21 protein-coding genes are annotated in these 20,319 nt (G+C 53.6%); 14 read left to right on the top strand and 7 right to left on the bottom strand.

Annotated elements, in window-relative coordinates; translation table 11 throughout:
* The first annotated feature begins 29 nt into the window (after positions 1-29).
* The 12 genes from LIO98_RS14165 (at position 30) to ilvD (ending at position 10,718) form a co-directional block, all read left to right on the top strand.
* Positions 30-377: a transposase gene (locus LIO98_RS14165; protein WP_363304484.1), complete on the top strand. Its 348-nt coding sequence runs from the start codon at positions 30-32 to the stop codon at positions 375-377.
* A gap of 253 nt (positions 378-630) precedes the next feature.
* Complete coding sequence (locus tag LIO98_RS14160; RefSeq protein WP_291958598.1) at positions 631-798, top strand: hypothetical protein; 168 nt, start codon at positions 631-633, stop codon at positions 796-798.
* A gap of 6 nt (positions 799-804) precedes the next feature.
* Positions 805-1,278, top strand: a complete 474-nt coding sequence (locus LIO98_RS14155) for a 2Fe-2S iron-sulfur cluster-binding protein (RefSeq protein WP_291958596.1) — start codon at positions 805-807, stop codon at positions 1,276-1,278.
* Between the two features lie 151 nt (positions 1,279-1,429).
* Positions 1,430-2,173 carry an IclR family transcriptional regulator gene (locus LIO98_RS14150; RefSeq protein ID WP_291958593.1) on the top strand — a complete coding sequence of 248 codons (744 nt, stop codon included), beginning with the start codon at positions 1,430-1,432 and terminating at the stop codon, positions 2,171-2,173.
* A 131-nt stretch (positions 2,174-2,304) separates the two neighbouring features.
* Positions 2,305-2,919: an amidohydrolase family protein gene (locus tag LIO98_RS14145; protein ID WP_291958589.1), complete on the top strand. Its 615-nt coding sequence runs from the start codon at positions 2,305-2,307 to the stop codon at positions 2,917-2,919.
* Positions 2,920-3,156: 237 nt separating this feature from the next.
* Positions 3,157-3,597 (top strand): amidohydrolase family protein, encoded by a 441-nt coding sequence (locus LIO98_RS14140; protein ID WP_291958601.1) that lies wholly within the window; start codon positions 3,157-3,159, stop codon positions 3,595-3,597.
* Positions 3,594-4,352: a hydantoinase/carbamoylase family amidase gene (locus tag LIO98_RS14135; RefSeq protein WP_291958586.1), complete on the top strand. Its 759-nt coding sequence runs from the start codon at positions 3,594-3,596 to the stop codon at positions 4,350-4,352. The genes LIO98_RS14140 and LIO98_RS14135 overlap by 4 nt, the downstream gene beginning before the upstream one ends.
* Positions 4,352-4,780 carry a M20/M25/M40 family metallo-hydrolase gene (locus LIO98_RS14130; protein WP_291958584.1) on the top strand — a complete coding sequence of 143 codons (429 nt, stop codon included), beginning with the start codon at positions 4,352-4,354 and terminating at the stop codon, positions 4,778-4,780. The genes LIO98_RS14135 and LIO98_RS14130 overlap by 1 nt, the downstream gene beginning before the upstream one ends.
* Positions 4,781-5,570: 790 nt before the next feature.
* A complete protein-coding gene (gene ilvN, locus LIO98_RS14125) occupies positions 5,571-6,059 on the top strand; it encodes an acetolactate synthase small subunit (RefSeq protein WP_066741965.1) in 489 nt (162 codons plus the stop codon).
* Between the two features lie 107 nt (positions 6,060-6,166).
* Complete coding sequence (ilvC, locus tag LIO98_RS14120; protein ID WP_291958579.1) at positions 6,167-7,177, top strand: ketol-acid reductoisomerase; 1,011 nt, start codon at positions 6,167-6,169, stop codon at positions 7,175-7,177.
* A 178-nt stretch (positions 7,178-7,355) separates the two neighbouring features.
* Complete coding sequence (gene ilvB / locus LIO98_RS14115) at positions 7,356-9,038, top strand: biosynthetic-type acetolactate synthase large subunit (protein ID WP_291958578.1); 1,683 nt, start codon at positions 7,356-7,358, stop codon at positions 9,036-9,038.
* A 15-nt stretch (positions 9,039-9,053) separates the two neighbouring features.
* Complete coding sequence (ilvD, locus tag LIO98_RS14110; RefSeq protein ID WP_291958577.1) at positions 9,054-10,718, top strand: dihydroxy-acid dehydratase; 1,665 nt, start codon at positions 9,054-9,056, stop codon at positions 10,716-10,718.
* An 86-nt stretch (positions 10,719-10,804) separates the two neighbouring features.
* Here ilvD and LIO98_RS14105 read toward each other — a convergent pair whose 3' ends face one another.
* The 3 genes from LIO98_RS14105 to LIO98_RS14095 all read right to left on the bottom strand — a co-directional run bounded on the left by LIO98_RS14105 (position 10,805) and on the right by LIO98_RS14095 (position 14,471).
* Entirely contained in the window at positions 10,805-11,521 is a 717-nt protein-coding gene (locus LIO98_RS14105; protein ID WP_291958576.1) for a GntR family transcriptional regulator, read from the bottom strand.
* 160 nt (positions 11,522-11,681) lie between these two features.
* Positions 11,682-13,214: a Na+/H+ antiporter NhaC family protein gene (locus tag LIO98_RS14100; RefSeq protein ID WP_291958574.1), complete on the bottom strand. Its 1,533-nt coding sequence runs from the start codon at positions 13,212-13,214 to the stop codon at positions 11,682-11,684.
* Positions 13,215-13,241: 27 nt separating this feature from the next.
* Entirely contained in the window at positions 13,242-14,471 is a 1,230-nt protein-coding gene (locus LIO98_RS14095; protein WP_291958572.1) for a saccharopine dehydrogenase family protein, read from the bottom strand.
* Between the two features lie 316 nt (positions 14,472-14,787).
* On the opposite strand from LIO98_RS14095, the gene LIO98_RS14090 reads away from it, so the two are divergent.
* Positions 14,788-14,913, top strand: coding sequence for a dihydroxy-acid dehydratase (locus LIO98_RS14090; protein WP_291958569.1), 126 nt, complete (start codon positions 14,788-14,790; stop codon positions 14,911-14,913).
* Between the two features lie 116 nt (positions 14,914-15,029).
* Here the strand turns inward: LIO98_RS14090 and LIO98_RS14085 are convergent, their stop codons facing one another.
* From LIO98_RS14085 to LIO98_RS14075, 3 genes are read right to left on the bottom strand one after another with little or no spacing between them, the layout of a single operon-like run.
* A complete protein-coding gene (locus tag LIO98_RS14085; RefSeq protein WP_291958565.1) occupies positions 15,030-15,830 on the bottom strand; it encodes an MBL fold metallo-hydrolase in 801 nt (266 codons plus the stop codon).
* Between the two features lie 14 nt (positions 15,831-15,844).
* Positions 15,845-17,752, bottom strand: coding sequence for an NAD(+) synthase (locus LIO98_RS14080; RefSeq protein WP_291958563.1), 1,908 nt, complete (start codon positions 17,750-17,752; stop codon positions 15,845-15,847).
* Positions 17,749-18,153 (bottom strand): helix-turn-helix domain-containing protein, encoded by a 405-nt coding sequence (locus tag LIO98_RS14075; protein ID WP_363304481.1) that lies wholly within the window; start codon positions 18,151-18,153, stop codon positions 17,749-17,751. Before LIO98_RS14075 ends, LIO98_RS14080 begins: the two co-directional genes overlap by 4 nt.
* Before the next feature lie 132 nt (positions 18,154-18,285).
* On the opposite strand from LIO98_RS14075, the gene LIO98_RS14070 reads away from it, so the two are divergent.
* Positions 18,286-18,687 (top strand): pyridoxamine 5'-phosphate oxidase family protein, encoded by a 402-nt coding sequence (locus LIO98_RS14070; protein WP_276804219.1) that lies wholly within the window; start codon positions 18,286-18,288, stop codon positions 18,685-18,687.
* Between the two features lie 84 nt (positions 18,688-18,771).
* Here the strand turns inward: LIO98_RS14070 and LIO98_RS14065 are convergent, their stop codons facing one another.
* Positions 18,772-20,313, bottom strand: a complete 1,542-nt coding sequence (locus tag LIO98_RS14065; RefSeq protein WP_291958553.1) for an efflux transporter outer membrane subunit — start codon at positions 20,311-20,313, stop codon at positions 18,772-18,774.
* Positions 20,314-20,319 lie beyond the last annotated feature (6 nt).

Below are 20,319 nucleotides of genomic sequence, written 5' to 3'. Positions count from 1 at the left end.
AGATCATACCTTGGCAGGGCTAGGTAGAAATAATCAAATCTTTTTGCTTCGCAGGCAAAAAGGGCCGTCCGCTTCGCGGTATTGAGACCATGCTGAGGATTTATCTGCTTCAGAACTGGTACAACCTCTCTGATGAAAAGATAGAAGGCGCCATCTATGACAGCTATGCTATTAGGTCTTTTATGCATATAAACTTTATTGACGAGCATGCCCCCGATGCCATGACTGGCGCAGCCTTTTGGTTATTTGTAGTATTGAAACTGCCTGTGAAAACGCCAACATGGCTCCTACTTAGCTGGCCAATTTTGCCAGAGATAATATTTGGATATGTCTTTTATAAAATGGACAAAAAGGATGTTGGCATTGACTATGTATAAATATTTCGCGAAATTGCTGTTGTTTTGAGGTTAAATTATGAGCAGAATTCAGAGAGTGAGCCGTATTGAATAAATTCCAGATCGTTGGCGAAAGGCAGTAGAAGCAGGAGGTGCGCCTCAAGGCGATGGGCAGGCTCAAGTATACCGGTGACCTTTATGTGCCGAATATGCTTCACTGCAAGATACCGCACAGCCCTTACGCAAAAGCGGTCGTGAAGAGCGTCGATAAAAGCGAGGGCTGAACGTGCAGGGCGTGGTCGATATCATAACCTACGATGATGTGACGAAGATATTGAGCATGCATCAGTATCTCCATGTCCCGGAGATCATATATAAGGACAGTTATCTGCTGGAGCGTCACGTGCGCCATGTCGGTGACCGCATGGCGGCGGAGGTGCCCCTCGAAAAGATAAAAGTTTAATACGAGGTGCTGCCGTCAGCTCTGGATTTTGAATTGACGCTTGCGCCGGACGCGCCCGTGATACACGAAGAGGCGCTCAAGGGCGACAATCCGGTCAATATAAGGGGCCATGTATTCGACACGGTCGACATCACCATCGGAGACGTGGGAAAAGCCTTTGATGAGGCGAATTTAGTATTGACGAAGCATTTCCGTACTTCAAAGTCGAACCCTGTACCGCTTGAGAGGACCGCCGTCATCTGCGTGCCCGAGGGAAACGGGCATGTTGATGTCTGGGGCGCTTCGCAGGGCATCCATTTGCTCCAGAAGGCGTTCGTCGCCTACGGCGCGATACAGTGCGGCTACTGTACGCCGGGTATGCTTCTCTCCTCGAAGACGTTGCTCGACCGCAATCCACACCCGACTATGGACGAACAGAGAAGGCCTTCTCAGGGAACCTCTGCCGCGGCACGGGGTATGATAAAATATTCAAAGCTGTAATGAGCGTGGCCGACGGCGAGGTTCTTGACGATCCTGAGACGGCGTTTGGATATAGGACGACCTGTCGCCTTGCGGCTGTGAGCACAAATAAAAGCTGTCCGGTGATTCTCCACGTCTGTTGCGGAGAGCGGCCAGGCGGGGAGGATGACCGATGCGAAAATTTTTTGATTCCATAGATACGATATTGACGATCTTGGAAGCGCTTGAAAATTTGGAAGAGGCGCACAGCGTAAGAAAGATAGAGGAGCTTACCGGGGTACCGAAGAGCACGGTTCACCGCATATTGCAGGAGCTGACCGCTATCGGCTGGGCCTATCAGGACGAAGAGGACAAAAATTATTATATCGGATTGAAATTCCTCTCGCTGGCCAACGAATGGCGTGTGAATCTCGACACGGTGAAAAGGATCGATCCCGTGCTGCGGAATGTGGTCAAACGGTGCGGGCAATCTGCCTTCATCAATATTATCGACCACGAACGGGTGGTCTGTCTGCACAAGATGGAATCGAACCGCGTCGTAAGGATCACCTCTATAATCGGCGAGGAACAGCTCTTTCATGCCGGGGCCAGCGCTAGGATGCTTCTGGCGTACGCTCCAGAGGCGCTTGTGAAAAAGGTGCTCTCTCAGAAGCTGGAGGCGTTCACGCCATTTACGGTGACGGACCCGGAGCTGCTGAGGGAAGACCTGAAACAGATAAGGGAAAAGGGATATTGCGAATCGGTCGAAGAGATGGACCCCGGCGTCGCCGCGATATCCGTTCACATCGACATGTGCGGGACGGACCTGATCATGGCGCTGACGGTCGCGGGCACGAGGTTTGACTATGAGAGAGACAGAGACATGTGGCTCTCCGTATTGATCGAAGAAACTAAAAATCTGACGCCGGCCCGGTAAAGTCGAGTCCGGCCGTCAAAGCCGGAGGCGATTTTATTATGGAAAGATTGTTGGTCAAAAACGTGTAGAACCTCACGGAGGATGACTATTTTAAAGGCTGGTTACTGGCGGAGGATGGCAAAATTGCCGCGATGGAGGCGACAGACGTATTTCCCGCGGCCGACCGGATGATCGACGCGGGAGGGCTGACGCTGCTTCCCGGTGGAGTAGACCCGCATGTTCATATCCGCTATCCCGGCGGGGCGCATCGCGAGACCTTTGTGACTGGCACGGCCGCCACCGCCGCAGGCGGCGTCACCACGATAATCGAACATCCCATCTCCACTCCGCCGCAGTACAGTCCCGAGACGCTCGCGCCGCGCGTCGCTGCCGTCGGGGAGCAGGCGATAGTCGACGTCGCCTTCCTCGGCGCGGCGGGCGGCAAGCATATAGAGGAGATAGGCCGCGTCGCCGAAGCGGGAGTCTGGGGATATAAGACCTTCCTTCACGCCGCGCCGGAGGGACGTGAAAAGGAATTTGCCGGCCTCACGAGCGAAACTAATTACGAACTGCTGAAGGTTATGGAAGAGGTTAAAAAGACAGGTCTGCCGATGCGGCGCACGGGGAAGACAACGACCTCGTCGCGAGAGCGATCGCCGAGTTGCGCAGGGAGGGGAGCGTCGCCCCGATCTATCACGCTGCCTCACGTCCAGCCGTCGCTGAAGCGCTGGCGGTGGACCGGCTCATTCGCCTCGCCGAGACTGTAGGTTGCCCTCTCTATCTCGTACATATTTCAACGCCGGAAGCGGTGGATGCGACTTTGACCGTGCGCGCCAAAGGCATGAAAATTTGGATAGAGACCTGCTAGCAATACCTCTATCTCACAGAAGAGGCTCTCAACGAATATGGCTCTTATGCGAAATGCAACCCAGCCCTACGTGATAAATCGCGTGTCAAAAAGATGTGGGACTATATAGAAAACGGTACGATAGACACGGTTGGAAGTGATCACTCCCCTTACATGGTGGAGGAAAAAGAGCGCAATCCACAGGACATCTTCCTCGCCCCCCGCAGGCTTCCCAGAGCTGGAGACGCGCTTCGGCCTTATGATGAAGGCGGTGGCGGACGGAAGGATTTCCCTGCGCCGCGCTGTCGAGCTCATCGCGACAAACCCGGCCAAGGCATATGGCCTCTATCCGCGAAAAGGCGCGATAAAGATCGGCGTTGACGCTGATTTTATCCTCTGTGACCCAAAAACCGAATATATGGTGGAAAAAGACAGGATGCAGACGATGGCAAAAGATATCGCAAAGATTTTCGATGGCTGGAAGCTCAATGGAATCATCGGCAAAGTCGTCCTGCGTGGTAAGGTCATATATGAGGATGGGAAGGTAGTTGGCGAGCCCGGCTATGGGAAATGTCTGCTTAAGGGAAGGTATTTATGACGGTGTCTGTTGACGGAAAAAGATTCCTTGAAGATCTCTTCGCACAGGGAAAGATCGGCTGGGTAGAGGGGCGAGGTCTCCAGCGTACGGCCTATAGCGCGCCTTACTTTGAAGCGCGCGCGTGGCTCAAAGGAAAAATGGAAGAGGTCGGGCTCGAAACACGAATCGACGGTGTGGGAAACCTCTTTGGGCGTCTCAAAGGAAAAAATAAAGAGACGATCCTAATTGGTTCGCACCTTGATTCGGTGGATAACGGCGGCATATATGACGGTCCGCTTGGCATCATTGCCGCGCTGGAGGTCCTGCGGGCGGTGAAGGATGCGGGGGATATTCTTAAGCACAGCCTTGAGGTCGTCGCTTTTGTAGGCGAGGAGGGCGAGCCGCTTGGCGGTACCTTTGGGAGCCGTGCTTTCGCCGGACTTCTGCTGTCGGATTACCGTCGGGATATTCTCGCTAAGTTTGGTGTTGATGAGAATGCGGTGGCGGCGAGTAAAGGAGATTTAGGAAATTACGCGGCTTTTCTTGAACTCCACATCGAACAGGGGCCATTTCTGGAACGTAAGGGGTTTTATATTGGCGTGCCCTCCGGTATCGTAGGCATTACGCGTCTGGAGGTCCGGGTCAGGGGTATGGCAAACCATGCGGGCACCACGCCGATGTCGGAGAGAAAAGACGCTATGCGCGCCTCTGCGGATCTAATTCACGATTGGTTCGCCTGGATGGACAAGATGGCCTGGTCTGTAACATTGGTGTGATGAAAATCGTTCCGGGGCACGTCAGCGTCGTCCCGGAAGAGGTGTGCTTCGTACTTGAGCTGCGCTCTATCGATGACGCGGCGGTGAAGAAGGCCTGCGCGGAAGTTTCCGCAATGGCGAAACGAGTCTATCCATGCACCGCTTCAGTCGAGCAGCTCGGCGCTAAACCAGCAGTGCCTCTGGATGAAAGGCTTGTTAAAAAAATAAAGGACAGTGCCGACAAAGCCGGATTATCCGCCGTAGTGATGCCAAGCGGCGCCTCGCATGATTCCTCGCCGATAGCCCATGTCATTCCTACAGGGATGATATTTGTTCCAAGCCACGATGGGGTGAGCCATTCAAAGGATGAGTTTACAACGAATGACGACGTCCTCCACGGCGTTGAACTGCTGAAAGAGGCTGTTCTTGCGATAGACCGTGATCTTTAATAATAAAACTGTTCACTGATGATACGATTTTTTAGTTTGCGCATAGACGTTTTTAATGAGAAAGTCTAAACTGAACGGCCTGGCTCCTACAGATTTCAGGGGCTAGGCTGAAACTGCTGCATTTTTACTGGCAGGCTAGTTTTATATTGAGGATGCTTAAGTGCTGTTCCTCTGTTTATAACCGTCTGGACGCAGACTAAACCTAAGCGCATTTTGGGCACACGGGTGGAAGGGCCCGTATGATAAAAGAAAATCTTCGTGTGGAGGTTCGCTGGTAGCCGCTCCGGGTAAATAGCAGGAAATTGAAATTACAAAAATATGGATTTAAAAAGTTATTTATAGAATATACCTCCATTATACGAGGTTAATTATAATAAAAAGTTGATTTACTGCAGATATATTTTTAATATACCAACTTAAAATTAGATTACGGCTATTGACTATTTTTGCAAAGATAGTTGACATTTCACCTTAGAGCTTTTATTATGTCCCATAATATGCGAAAAGGGCTAATCTCCTTTTCAATCCGGCATCGAAGGGACGGGCAGCAATGCGAAGAGATAATTTGACATCCAATGTGGCAAACATAGTCGTTGTAGTACGCATTATTAGCAGCGGGTCCCCTGAAGTGGCCGGTGCCTAATAACCGTGTTACTATCGGACCGGGACCCGCTGGGGTTCCGGTCTTTTTTGTTGCGTGAAGCTGTAGGGCACGGGGCAATATCGGTCATCTGTTTTGCGCCGTCGGGGTTTATCTATAAAAAGCTTTTTGAGAAGGGACGTTTTAAGATTGAAGAGTACTTTCAGCATTGTTTCCGAAGACAGTCCGGGTGTGCTCATGCGCATAGCGAGTCTCATCTATCGCCGCGGATACAACATCGAGAGCCTCAGCGTCGGACGCACCGACGTCCCCGGTCTTTCGCGCTTCACGGTGATCATTGAGGGTGAAGAGGGAGTCTATGACCAGATACGCAAGCAGCTTATGAAGCTTATAGAGGTCATTGAGGTGCAGAACCTTACCAAGGACGGTCCCTTTGTGGAGCGCTGGCTCTCGCTCGTCAAGGTCATGGCTCCGGTGGAGCGCAGGCCGCACATCCTTCAGACGGCGGAGATATTCCGCTGCCGCGTGGTAGACCTCGGCTCCGACGCCATCACGCTTGAGGTGACGGGAGACAGGGGCAAGGTGGAGGCCTGCATGGCGGCGCTCAAGCCCTACGGCATCCTGGAGACGGCCGGTTCCGGACAGGTGGCGCTCGCGCGCACCGGTTTCGAGAACTGACCGTCGCGTTAAAGAAATCGTTTTTTAGGAAACTACTAAGTCCGCCGGCTTTGCCGGCCAGCTTATAGCGATATACATAAAATTCTATCTAAGGAGTGTTCTCTATTATGGCAAAGGTTTATTACGACCGCGACGCGGACCTCGCATTTCTGAACGGCAAGACGGTAGCGGTGATCGGCTACGGCAGTCAGGGGCACGCGCACGCGCAGAATCTGCGCGACAGCGGCGCCAAGGTAATCATCGCCCTGCATGAGGGAAGCAAGTCGAAGGCGAAGGCCGAGGCCGACGGTTTTGAAGTTTATACGGTGCAGGAGGCGGCGAAGCTTGCCGACCTTATCATGTTCCTCATGCCCGACCATATGCAGGCCGACATCTTCAAGAACCAGGTGATGCCGAACATGAAGCCCGAGGCGAAACTTCTCTTCGCGCACGGCTTCGCGGTGCATTTCGGACAGATCGTGCCGCCCGCGTCGCACGACGTATTTATGGTAGCTCCGAAGGGGCCCGGCCATATGGTGCGCGCCATGTATAAAGAGGGCAAGGGCGTTCCCTGTCTCATCGCCATCTACCAGGACGCCAGCGGCAAAGCGAAGGAATTCGCGCTCGCATACGCCTCGGCGATCGGCGGCGGACGCGCGGGCATCATCGAGACAACCTTCCGTGAAGAGACCGAGACCGACCTCTTCGGCGAACAGGCTGTCCTCTGCGGCGGCGTGACGGAGCTGATGCAGCAGGGCTTCAAGACGCTGGTGGAAGCCGGTTACCAGCCTGAGATGGCCTACTTCGAGTGCATCAACGAGATGAAGCTTATCGTAGACATGATCTTTGAGGGCGGCATGAGCTGGATGCGCTACAGCATCAGCGACACCGCGAAGTACGGTGATATGACGGCGGGGCCGCGCGTCATCGGCGAAGAGTCGCGCAAGGCTATGAAGCAGCTGCTTACCGAGATACAGGACGGTACCTTCGCGCGCGACTGGATACTTGAGAACCAGACCGGACGTCCCCGCATGAAGAAGTGGGCGAAGGCGGCACAGGAGGCTCCCTGCGAAGCGGTGGGCAAAGAACTGCGCAAGATGATGCCCTGGATGGAGCAAAAAGAAGTTCCCAAATTTTAACGGCGCCGCAGATTAAATGCGCCATCCGCGTCGCGGTCCGGCCCCGCCCGTGGCTCCAACGTATTGATATACGCCTCCGCCCCGCGCGGGGACGGGCCGCTTAGCGGCTGGCACATCTAATCTGCGGAATATACTTTAGTTGTTACCAGAAAAACAAAAGCAAAAAGGAGCAATCCACATGGCGAAAATGAACGGGGCTCAGATGGTCGTCAAGGCGCTGGAGGACGAGGGAGTCAGCACCGTCTTCGGACTGCCCGGCGGTACGGTCATCCATCTTTATGACGCTCTTTATGATTCAAAATTAAACCACATACTGATGCGCCACGAACAGGCGGCCTCTCACGCGGCGGACGGTTACGCGCGCACGAGCGGCAAGCCGGGGGTCTGCATCGCAACCTCGGGCCCCGGCGCCACAAATCTTGTAACGGGGATTGCCACGGCGAACCTTGACTCGGTGCCGATGGTGGCGATCACGGGACAGGTGGCGACGACGGTGATCGGCACGGACGCCTTTCAGGAGGCGGATATCGTCGGCGCGAGCCTGCCGCTCGTCAAACACAGCTTTCAGGTGCGCACGCCGGACCAGGTGCAGTCGACGATCCACAAGGCCTTTTACATCGCCTCCACAGGGCGTCCGGGACCGGTTCTTGTAGACGTGCCGGCCGACGTCCAGAAGGGCATGGGAGATTATAAATATTCGACGCAGCTCGACTTTCTGGGCTATCATCCCGAAAACCTGTACGATGTCAGGCAGCTTGAAGCGGCAGTCTCGCTGATCGAGCACGCCGAGCGCCCCGTGATCTTCGCGGGCGGCGGCGTCATCCGCTCCGGAGCCTCCGAGCTGCTTACCGGCTTCGCGCTCAAATACGAAATACCGGTCACTACAACGCTGCTTGGCAAGGGCGCCTTCCCCGAGTCTCATCCGAGCGGCCTTTCGCTCGGCATGGCCGGTATGCACGGACACCCCGTGGCGAACCGCGCGCTGATGGGGGCGGACGTCATCATCGCCATCGGTTCGCGCTTCAGCGACCGCACGACTGGAAACCGCCAGCGCTTCGCCGCCGACGCGAAGATCATCCATATCGATCTGGACGCGGCGGAGATTGACAAGGCGATAGAGACCGACGTCTGGCTTGTCGGCGACGCCTCCCGCGTTATCGAGGCCCTCTCCAAGGCGATGAAGAAAAAGATCGCCGATCACAGCGAATGGAACAAGACTCTCTCGGAGATACGTACGAAAGAGCCGATGCCGCGCCATGAATACAGCGGCGAGATCGCACCCTGGCAGGTGCTGGAGACGCTTCATGAACTGACGAAGGGCGAAGCCGTCGTCACCACTGAAGTGGGTCAGAACCAGATGTGGGCCGCGCAGCACCTCCATGTCGAGGCTCCGCGCCGTTTCCTCAGCTCCGGCGGCCTTGGTACCATGGGCTTCGGGTTCCCCGCGGCGATGGGTGCCGCCTATGCCTGCCCCGGACAGACCGTCTGCTGCATCGCGGGCGACGGCAGCCTTATGATGAACATTCAGGAGCTCGACACCTGCGCGCGCTACGACATCCCCGTGAAGGTGATCCTGCTTAACAACGCCTGTCTTGGCAACGTGCGGCAGTGGCAGCAGTTCTTCTATGATCACCGCTACTCCAACACGATATATAACCGCACTCCTGACTTTGTCAAACTGTCCGAGGCGATGGGCGTTCCCGGATATGCCGCCTCGCGTCCCGAAGAGCTGCGTCCGACGCTCGAAAAGGTACTTGCCGAACCCGGCCCCGCGCTGATCGACATCAGGATACCGCAGGGAGCCCTGATAATGCCGATGGTGTATCCCGGAAACTCATTAGACAACATGGTCACAGGATAGGAAGTGAACGATAAATTGAACAGCGATAAAGCTAAAAAAGGATACCTTCGGAGCCCCCACCGTTCATTGCTGAAGGCGGCCGGCTACACCGACTGGGAGATAGAACGCCCGTGGATTGGCGTGGCGAACGCCTATAACGCCGTCATCCCCGGCCACGTGCATCTGCGCACGATAACGGAGGCCGTCAAGGCCGGCATCTACGCCGCCGGTGGCCTGCCGATAGAATTCCCCGTTATTGGCGTCTGCGACGGCATCGCGATGAACCATGAGGGAATGAAATTCTCGCTGCCTAGCCGCGAACTGATCATGGACTCGGTCGAAGTCATGACGCGCGCCCACGCGCTCGACGGCCTCGTGCTGGTACCGAACTGTGACAAGATCATCCCAGGAATGGCGATGGCGGCGGCGGAGCTCAATCTGCCCGCGATAGTGATCTCCGGCGGGCCGATGATGGCTGGACAGCACAACGGCCGTACCCTTGACCTTAACAGCGTCTTTGAGGGTGTCGGACAGCGCGGCGCGGGAAAGATCGACGACGCGGCGCTTCAGGATATAGAGGACAACGCCTGCCCCGGCTGCGGTTCCTGCTCCGGCATGTTCACCGCCAATACGATGAACTGCATGATGGAGGTGCTCGGCCTCGGCCTGCCCGGGAACGGCACCATCCCCGCCGTACACGCGGGGCGTATCCGTCTCGCTAAGGATGCCGGACGCGCGGTCATGAGCCTTGTGGAAAAAAATATCCGTCCGCGCGACATCCTCACGATAGAGGCCTTTAAAAACGCCGTCGCGGTGGACCTTGCGCTTGGCGGTTCGACGAACACCTCGCTCCATCTGCCCGCGATCGCCTGGGCGGCTGGGCTTGAGCTGCCCCTGGAGATATTCAATGAGGTCGGCGCGAAGGTGCCGCATCTTTGCTCGATGAGCCCCGGCGGCGCGCATCATATTGAGGACCTCTGGCGCGCGGGCGGCGTACAGGCTTTGATGGAACAGCTGCTTGAGGCCGGCCTCATAAACGGTGAAACTATCACCGTCACCGGCGCCACGACGGCGGAAAATGTCGCCGGCGCCAAGGTCGTCGACGCGGAAGTTATTCGTCCCATTGAGAATCCGCACCATAAAGAGGGCGGCCTCGCCTTCATGAAGGGTACCCTCGCGCCGCTCGGCGCAATCGTCAAACAGGCGGCGGTGGCTCCGGAAATGCTTGTCCACAGAGGACCGGCGCACGTCTTTGACTGTGAGGAAGAGGCGAGCGCCGCAATCATGGCGAACAAGATAAACGACGGCGATGTCGTCGTCATCCGCTACGAGGGGCCGAAGGGCGGTCCCGGCATGCGCGAGATGCTTGCCCCCACCTCGGCGATCATGGGCCAGGGCAAGGGCGGCACCGTAGCGCTTATCACCGACGGCAGATTCTCCGGTGCGACGCGCGGCGCGGCCATCGGCCACGTCTCGCCCGAGGCGGCGGTTGGCGGTCCTATCGGCCTTGTCGAGGAGGGTGACGAAATATCCATCAACATTCCGGAAAAACGTCTCGACCTTCTCGTGCCGGACGAGGTGCTGGAAGAACGCCGCAAGAAGTTCGTTCCCCACGTCCAGGAGGTCGACAGCCCCTTCCTGAACCGCTACCGCGCCTTCGCCACAAGCGGAGTCGAGGGCGGCGTGCTGAAGAAGCAGTAAAATTTTGTAGATACTTGAGAGGCCGGACTTTTTGCAGTGCTTATGCAAAGTCCGGCCTCATGTTATGTACATAAGCTCTATTGCATTTAAGAATCGAAAATTTTAGGTCCCATAATAAAAAATGCTTTTCTGAGCTGTTCCGCTGTTGCTAGCACATGACGGACGGCGATGATTTTAGCCACCTCCGGCTCATTTTCAATCATAGCTCTGAGAAGTTTTTCGTGGTCTTTTATTGAGTGATGTGACTGTGGTGCGTCAAGATACTCGGTTTTGGGCTTTTTTTCCCGGCAGAAACGGTCATAGTAGAAAATATAGAGCTCGGACCTGAGAAACACCGATCTGAAAGATCTTATCAGGTAGTCGTTTTGTGAGGCGGTAATTATACATTTATGGATTTTTTCATTAATCTTATTGTAGTTTAGAGCGTCAGCTTGAGGGTAAAGGTTTTTTTCCATTTCAATTAATGCCTTTAATTCCTCTATTTGAGGTTCTGTAATATTTTTAGCCGCCTCAAAGGATGCGAAGCCTTCCAATTCCGCTCTGAAATTGAAGAGGCGTTCCATATCATCCAGCGTTAAAAATGGCACAAGGCATCCTCTGTTTGCCTGCATATCCAGAAAACCTTCGGCAGCCAGTTTTCTAAGCGCACTTCTTATGGGAGTTCTGCTCATTCCCAGCTCCTGAGCAAGGTCAACTTCCAGGAGTTTTTCGCCGGGCAGATATTTATGGTCAATGATCAGTTGTACTATGGCCTTTGTCGCCCGTTCCTCAGCGGTATGCTGAGTATTATTTGTTTCTTTCAATAAATGTTCCTCCTTAAAATCTGACCTCTTGCGTATTCTACATAATATCATAGCAAATAAAACAAAACATAATTAAATTTACGAAATAGACGATTTATAAAGACAAAAAATCAGACAGGGTACAGCCCCTGCCTGAATAGTAACTTAAAAACGAATGACCTTATATTTTACCAGATACATTGACGCCATGTATTTTACTGAATATAAGCGTTATCGCGCAAACTCCGACTACGGCGGACAGTGCCAGTACTATTGGACTGTTGACCCAGTATGACAACATATATCCGGCGAACGTTACAACTCCGACCATAATCGCGTATGGCAGCTGTGTCTTTACATGCTCAATATGGTCACATGCAGCTCCCATTGATGCCAGCAGTGTAGTATCGGAGATAGGAGAACAGTGATCACCAAAAATACCACCGCTGAAAACGGCGGCTAACGTTGCGATCATAGGCGCGCCGAGGCTTATTGACATAGGTATCGCGATTGGAATAAGGATTGCGAATGTGCCATAAGAAGTCCCTGTCGCGAAACTTATTATCGCGCCGACTACAAAGAATATTGGCGCTACGAAATAAACGGGTAAATTACCTTGAACAATGTGTACGATATATTGAGCTGTACCAAGCTGCTTACATACGGAACTGAGTGACCATGCGAAGAGCAGCGTCATAACGAGGAAGAGATTGTTTTTCATTCCATCAAGATAGATGTTGAAAGTTTCCTTAAAATTACGGATTTTGTAGAGAATCATTAATCCAAAACAGATCATGCCTCCAACAAAATATCCTGTGGTCAGTCCTGTCCTGATATTAACGCCAACGATTTTCTCGTACGGAAAACCATTTGCGATAAGTATTGCAAAGAATATGACAAATACTGCTATGATAGGATATATGACGAGAGATATTCTTGGTTTAGCGTCATTTGAGAGAATAGGAGGTTCTCCAAGTCCCATAGGCTGCGCGTGATCCCAGTGAAGTTTTCCTGATGTGAGTACACGCTCTTCCGCCTTTGCCATTGGACCGAAATCGAGTCCGATACATGCTATCAATGGAATCATGACGAGTGCGCCAATACAATAAAATTGCAGAGGTATCGTCTGTAAAAAGGCATCCCATACAGGCATGTTGACGTTGTAGGCGGTAAATTCCTTTTCTATGCAGCTCATCGCGAATATACCGAATCCTGATATTGGAACAAGCATGCACACTGGGGCTGAGGTAGAATCGACGATCCAAGCCAGCTTTTCATGGCTTATTTTTAATCTGTCGGTAATTGGCTGAAAAATGGGTCCCACCAACATTCCGTTTGCAAAATCAGAAAACCATATCAGTAACCCTAACATCCACGCGCTCAACATTGCCTTCTTTCTGCTGTTTATGCGCCTGGTTGCTGTCACAGCCAGAGCCTCGGCTCCGCCGGAACTTGTTACGAGCATAACCATCCCGCCGATAAAAAATACCAGTACGATAACGCTGGCGTTGTATCCATCGGCTGCCTGTTTGAACAGAAAATCACGGAAAAGTGCGGGGACGGCGTAAAAAACGTTTCCGTTAAAGAGAATCACGGCACCTAAAAAAATACTGCTGAAAAGTGAAACTAAAACATTTTTTGTTATGACCGCTAATATTATTGCAAGTGCTGGAGGCAGTATTGACAAAAACCCAAAGTTTTCCATTACGTTCATTCCCCTCTTTTCTCATAGTTATTGTTCTTAAACCTCAGTACTAATGTGAGTGATAAAAATGCCGCGTTTTTTCAGTTCTTTAGCTGTTTTTTCATATGGCATTTCCACTGGCGAGAAAATCCCTCCCTTCGAAAGATCTCCATTGAGTATCATCATTGCTCCCATGCTCACGACAAATCCTACAGTTCTTGTCATAGAGGTGAAACCGCTTTCCAAATCTTTTTTATCTATAATTTGGTATATTTCTCGGAATTTTCTCCCGTCTCTCAGTCCGGTAACATCAACCCATGTCAGGGTGACGTCCTGTTCGTGCTCTCCGTAGAAAAATTGAGGTTCTGATGAAAGTACTGCCGCAATAAATGGGATTCTATCAACAGATATTCCACGCACGTTTACTTTTTCATCCTTTAGAAAGCCGCAATTTGCGAAGACCCTCCAAAAATCACAGTGTCCCTTCCAACGACATACATACCTTCCCATGGAATGAACGTCATTTCTTATTCCCAACTCATCAGCCAAGGTTATGGAATCCCCATTGGGGAAACATTCAAGCGTACCTCCAAGTTCTTCGATGGAGAGCTCGTGCGTGTTTTTATTATAAAAAACCTCGTTAGGCTGTATGTCCAATACCATCCCGTCCTTAATTATTCTTGCCGGGCGGTAATATGACCGCATAACACCCTCTACTGTCCATGTAAATTTGTAGCTCAACGGATTATCCGCCGCAGCCAAATCTGGGAAACCTGCGCCGTAGGAGATAAAGTCGGTCACCTTGTCAAACTGTCTGACTGCTTCCCCTGCCAGTAAGAGGTCAAGTCCAGGATCCAGTCCGCATTGTGTTAATACTGTGACGTTTTTTCTTTTCGCCTCAGAAGCAAGTTTTTCCAAACGCCGTACCTGGCGCTCCCTGGACTCGTTGTCGCTGCAAAAACTACCCATGTATGAGGCGCATGTATAATTTATGCCCATTTCAACGGCTAATTCTGCCATGGGGAGCGCAAAATCTCTGGGAAGGAGGCATATCGCGACGTCAACGCCAGACATGGATGATTCCAGCAGCTCTCTGTTGGATACTGATCCTTTGATAGGAATTATCTCTGTTGTCTCCGCCTTAAAGTCGGAAAGAGCATCTTCCAGATCACTTCGGTTATCGAATACACGGATCTCATTAAAGTTGCCATATTTTAGCAGATCATATAAGGCACCGCGTCCCTGAAGGCCAAAACCCATTAACAACGCCTTTTTCATCTTAACCATAGCTAACACCTCTTGTAATTTATGTATCCAATTTATGAAATTAAATCTAGCATATGGATACATATAAGTCAATGGTGTGTCCATTTTTGTTAATTTATGGAATCGGAGGAGATTATTTAAATGACGTTATTTATGATGCTGTATAGCGTGGTTTTTGTTTAATATAATAATATATATTTAATTTACAGGTTATTTAATAAACTATCTATGGTATATAAATATCTTTGATAGTGATTATAATAGCAAATGGTATGTTAATAATTGCATATAATTTTGTTTTTTATGTGTACATTAATATGATGAATAATGTGCTAATATGATATGTCTCGCCCGAGATGGCGGTTCCATTGACTTTGTCGAAGAGGGCGACGAAATATCCATCAACATTTCGGAAAAACGTCTCGACCTTCTTGTGCCGGACGAGGTGCTGAAGAAGCAGTAAGGCGGTCTAACGGGCCGTATAACCGGTACCGTTACTCTAAAATTCAAAGCCGGAGCTCGTTTTCTGGGCTCCGGCTCTCTCTTTATATAAATTATGAAGGACCGCTTTGCGCGCGGCTATAGCTCGATGGTCTCCAGATCGTTTGGCACGAAGATATTTCCGTTAAAATATTTGCGCCCCTCAGCCAGGTATAGCGATTTGCGGTCCGCGATATTTTTGTCCTCTGTGTGGTAGAGGAGCAGATTTTTTACCCCCAGCCTTTCGGCGGTGATTGCGGCGTCCTTTACGGTGGAATGGCTTTTTTCATAGGGATGGAATATATCAGCCTGCGCGTGCAGGCAAAAGGCCTCGTGCAGGAGCCACTTGCTCTTTTCGGCGTAGGAACGCTCATATTCGCTGTAAGGCTCGTCGCCGCAGCAGGTGAGTCTTTCTCCGTTCCCCAGGCTGACGGTAAAGCCAAACTGCTTCGCCTTGGCGGAATGGATGTCGAAAAATACAGTCTTTCGCCCGATTACCTGCCGCTCCCCGCCGTCGGCGATGGGAATCAGGTGCAGCCTGCGGCCGATGAAACGGGTATCCTTTTCCGGCAGCAGCGCGTGCGCCGTTCCGTTTAGGAGCGAGATCAGCTCCTCATGGGCATAGATATTCGCCTCGCCCTCATATTCTCCCTGTCTCATATACTGGCAGATCATGCGCACCATCCAGATGATGCCAAGCAGGTGGTCGACGTATCCATGCGTTACGAAAATATCTTTTATACTCTTCCAATCGATTCCGGCCCTTTTCAGCTGTCGTAGGACGGTATTCCCGCCGCCGCCGTCCACTAAAAAATGACGGTCTCCCTCGCTGAGGACGAAACAGGTGTTGTAGCATTCTGTTACGAGGGCGTTGCCAGTTCCCAGCATTGTAATCTTCAAGACATGGGCCTCCCTTATTCCAGCTCCGCCAGCCACAGCTCCGCCGCCGCGTCCGAGGGCATGCGCCAGTCTCCACGCGGGGAGAGCGTTACGGAGCCGATCTTCGGACCGTCGGGCATACAGGAACGCTTAAACTGCTGCGCGAAGAAGCGGCGATAAAAGTTTTTCAGCCTTTTGTCGATCGTTTCGCCGTCGTAGATGCCGGAGAAAGATGTCTCCGCCAGGCGGCGGACCTTGCGCGGCGCGAAGCCGCAGCGGACCGCATAGTAGAGGAAAAAGTCGTGCAGCTCGTAGGGGCCGACAATGTCCTCCGTTTTTTGCGAGATCTTTCCACCCTCCGCCGGCAGCAGCTCCGGGCTTACGGGGGTGTCGAGGATATCAAGCAGCGCGCGGTGCAGCGGTTCGTTCTCCGTCCGGTCCGCGGCATAATGCACGATGTGGCGTACGAGGGTTTTGGGTACGGAGGCGTTGACGCCGTACATCGACATCTGATCACCGTTATAGGTGGCCCAGCCGAGCGCCAGCTCCGAGAGGTCGCCGGTACCCACAACGAGGCCGCCATGTTTGTTGGCGATGTCCATCAGTATCTGCGTGCGCTCCCGCGCCTGGGCGTTTTCAAATGTGACGTCGTGGTCGTTTTCATCCTGTCCGATATCGCGGAAGTGAAGCCTCACAGCCTCGGTGATGTCGACGGAGCGGAATTCCACCCCCAGCGACTCGCAGAGCAGCGCGGCGTTCCCTTTTGTGCGCGCAGTCGTACCGAAGCAGGGCATCGTCACGGCAAGGACGTCGCCTCTGGGGCGTCCGGCAAGATCCATCGCCCTGACGGCGACGAGCAGCGCCAGGCAGGAGTCCAGACCGCCCGATATCCCGATGACGGCGTGTTTTGCGTGTGAATGTTCCAGCCGCTTTTTCAGGCCGTGCGCCTGCATCGTGAGGATCATCTCCGCGCGCCTGCCGCGTTCGGCTCCGTCCTCGGGGACGAAGGGCTGTCTCGCGATCTCGCGTTCGGCGATGTCCGTATCGGCGGTTTCCATTTCAAAGGTAACGGTCTCGTAGCCCGCTGCGCGGCTCTCCGGATATGTCGTGAGCCGCCTGCGTTCCTGCGATAGCAACTGCAGATCGACGACGGCGGAGCAGCGACCGGTGGAAAAGGGGGCGCACTCCGCGAGCAGGCGGCCGTTTTCCGCGATGAGGTTATGGCCGCCGAATACCATATCGGTCGTCGATTCGCCGCAGCCGGCGTCGGCATAGACGTAGGCGCAGACGAGCCGCGAGGACTGCCCCTCCGCAAGCGAGCGGCGGTACTCCGCCTTGCCGATGGTCTCGTCGCTCGCCGAAAGGTTCGCGATGATGAGAGCTCCCGCAAGCGCGTGGGAGACGGAGGGCGGCTCCGGCACCCAGAGGTCCTCACAGATCTCGGCGGCGAAGCGGAAGCCGTCCATTGACGCGCATTGGAAGATCAGCTTTGTCCCGAAGGGCGCGTTGCCGCCGCAAAGACGTATACCGGCGTTCTCCTCCGGCGCGGAGCAGAACCACCTCTTTTCGTAAAATTCCCCGTAGTTTGGGAGGTTTTTCTTGGGTACGACGCCGAGCAGTTTCCCTCTATAAATGACGGCGGCGCAGTTGTATAATTTCCCCTCGCGTACCGCCGGTAGTCCGATAAGCGCGGCAACGGGGAGTTTTTTAGTGTCACTAAGTATTTTTGCGAGCGCCGCCTCAGCGCCATCCGTCAGCGTCCGCTGCAGAAAGAGGTCGCCGCAGGTATAGCCGGTGAGGCAAAGCTCCGGCAATACGAGCAGATGCGCTCCATCTTTCGCCGCATGCGACATCGCTTCGGCGATCTTTTCCGCGTTATAAACGCAGTCCGCAACGCGCATATCCGGCGAGACCGCGGCGATCTTTATAAAGCCGTCTTTCATGAAAGTTTCTCCCCCAGAGTTTGGCAAATTGCCGTTCCGTCAGCCATCTGTTCCGCCGGGTCTTCTCCCAGCGTCTCTTTATAACGCTCTCCCCAGCCCCACATGGCGTCGAGGATCGGTTTTAAGCTGTAGCCGGTCTCGGTGAGGGTGTATTCGACGCGCGGCGGGACCTCGGCGTAGACCTTGCGGGTCAGCAGGCCGCTCTCCTCCATCGCGCGCAGTTGCTGCGTGAGCACCTTCTGTGTGACGCTGCCGATGGATTTTTTTAGCTCGCCGAAGCGTTTGGTCCCCGGCATCAGGTCGCGCAGGATGAGCACCTTCCATTTATCTCCTATCAGTGTCAGGGTTGTCTCTACGGGACAGGGGGGCAGGTCTTTTATCAGCACGGTTGTCTCCTCCATTAGTATCATTATGGTAACTATAGCACAAAATAGTGCTTACTTTACATTATATCCTTAGATTTCTATTATAAGTCTATTGATAAGTAAGAGCAATCCATTGCTTAATAAAAGAAATTGAGGGAGGAAATTACAATGAACGAAGTTGTTAAATTTTTGAGTAAAAATCCTGTGCAGTATCTGGCGACGGTCGGTCTTGACGGCAAAGGGAAGTGCCGCCCCTTTATGTTCTGTTTTGAGCGTGAGGGTAAGCTTTGGTTCTGCACCAACAGCACCAAAGAGGTCTATAAAGAGATGACGGCCAATCCCTATGTCGAGGTGAGCGTTTCCAGCCCCGACTATGCTTGGCTGCGTATCGCGGGCAGGGCCGTGTTTGTGAACAATATGGAGGTCAAAGAGGGCTGCATGGCCTATCCCCTGATAAAGGGGCTGTACCAGAGCGCGGATAATCCCATATTTGAAGTTTTTTATCTTGCGGACGCGCACGCGGTGATCGCCGATTTTTCCGGCAACCCGCCGAAGGAATACGACCTCTAAATTTTTGATACGGCGATAATGAATGAAAGAGGCCCTCTCATAAGAGAAGGCCTCTTTTGATGTCTTGCGGCTGTTTTGCCGCTGTTATTTCTTTGCCTGTTTTGCGGCCGCTTCGGCGAGCGCCTTTTCGGCCTCTTCCATCGGCTGCCAGCCGCCGCCGAGTGCCTTAAAGAGCGCCACGGCGTTTGTTGATATCTGTCCCTGGCTGATGACGTATTCCTCCGAGAGGCCCGTCAATGAGCGCTGGGCGTTGATGACATTGGTGAAGTCAACGAGGCCGTTGGCGTATTTATCATTCGCGATGTCAAGTGCCGTCTGAGCGGCCTCCACGCCGCGTTTAAGGGACTCGTTGCGCTCGTATTCCTTCACGTTCGCGGAGAGTGAATCACGTACTTCACCGACAGCGGTCAGTACCGTCTGTTCGTAAGCCGCGAGCAGCTGTTCGGCCTTCGCTCCCTGCACCTTGATGTTATTGCGTATCGCGCCGGCATGGAAGATCGGCCAGCTTATCTTCGGCAGGAAGCTGTACAGCTTTGCGGGGCCGGAGAAGAGGCTACCCCAGTTGCCAGCCTCGGTGCCGATCGATCCCGTAAGGTAGAACTTGGGCCAGAGGTCTGCCTGCGCCGATTTTTTGCGCGCAAGCTGAGCCACAAGCTGCCGTTCGGCCTGACGGATGTCGGGACGCTGACGGACGGCGTTCGCCGGTATGCCGATGAACTCCGTACCGGAGAGCTTGGGTATCGGCTGCTTTGCCGCAAGTTTTTCCTCCAGCGTTCCGGGAACCTCGCCCACGAGTATCGCGAGCGCGTTCATCGTCTGCTCTATCGAGGACTCAACGCTGGGAATGCTGGCACGCGTCTGTTCCATCGTGTACTGCGCCTGTTTCAGCGCGAGCGAGTCGGAGAGCCCGGAGTCGACCTTTGACTGCTGGATGTCGACGGTGTCCTGCTGGAGGCTTAGGTTATACTGCGCGATCGCCAGGCGCTCCTGAAGGGTGCGCAGCGAGATGTAGTTCATCGCCACCTCTGAGGCGAGGCTCGTCCAGGTGGAGTACAGCGCCGCGTACTGGGCCTCGAGCGTCGCTCTCTGCGCCCTGACACTTGCGCGCTGCCCGCCGAATACGTCTATTTCCCACGAGGCGTCTATGCCGAGCTTGTAGAGATTAGTGCCGCTGCCGCTGCCTCCGGCCTGTACGGGAGTGCGTTCGTTGTTCCAGAAATTCGTGGAATCCAGCCAGGGCAGCAGATTCGCCTGGCTGATCCCGAGCGAGGCGCGTGCCTCGGTCACCCTGGCGCGCGCCGCCGCGAGGTCGCGGTTGCTCTCGAGCGACTTGAGAATGAGCTCCGTCATCATCGGGTCGTTGAAGACGTTCCACCAGCTCGCGAGGTGCTCGGGGGTGAGCGCCTGGGAGATATCGTCGGAGACGGCGGGAACGGGGTAGAGCTGCGCCAGCATCGTCCATTCGCCGTTTTTGATCTGTATGTCGCGCGAGGCCGCCTCAGCCGACAGATCAGCAGATGTGTTTACCGCGGAAGAGGGCTTCGGCTCGGCCTTCGCCGCGAAGGCGGCGCCGGCCGTCAGCATTATCAGCGCGGATATCGTGCATAGTGTAAGTTTTTTTATCATCACGCG

This window comes from Cloacibacillus sp., from assembly GCF_020860125.1.
Lineage (GTDB): Bacteria > Synergistota > Synergistia > Synergistales > Synergistaceae > Cloacibacillus.
The sequence above is the reverse complement of the archived record's forward strand: the minus strand, read 5'-3'. Positions and strand labels throughout refer to the sequence as shown.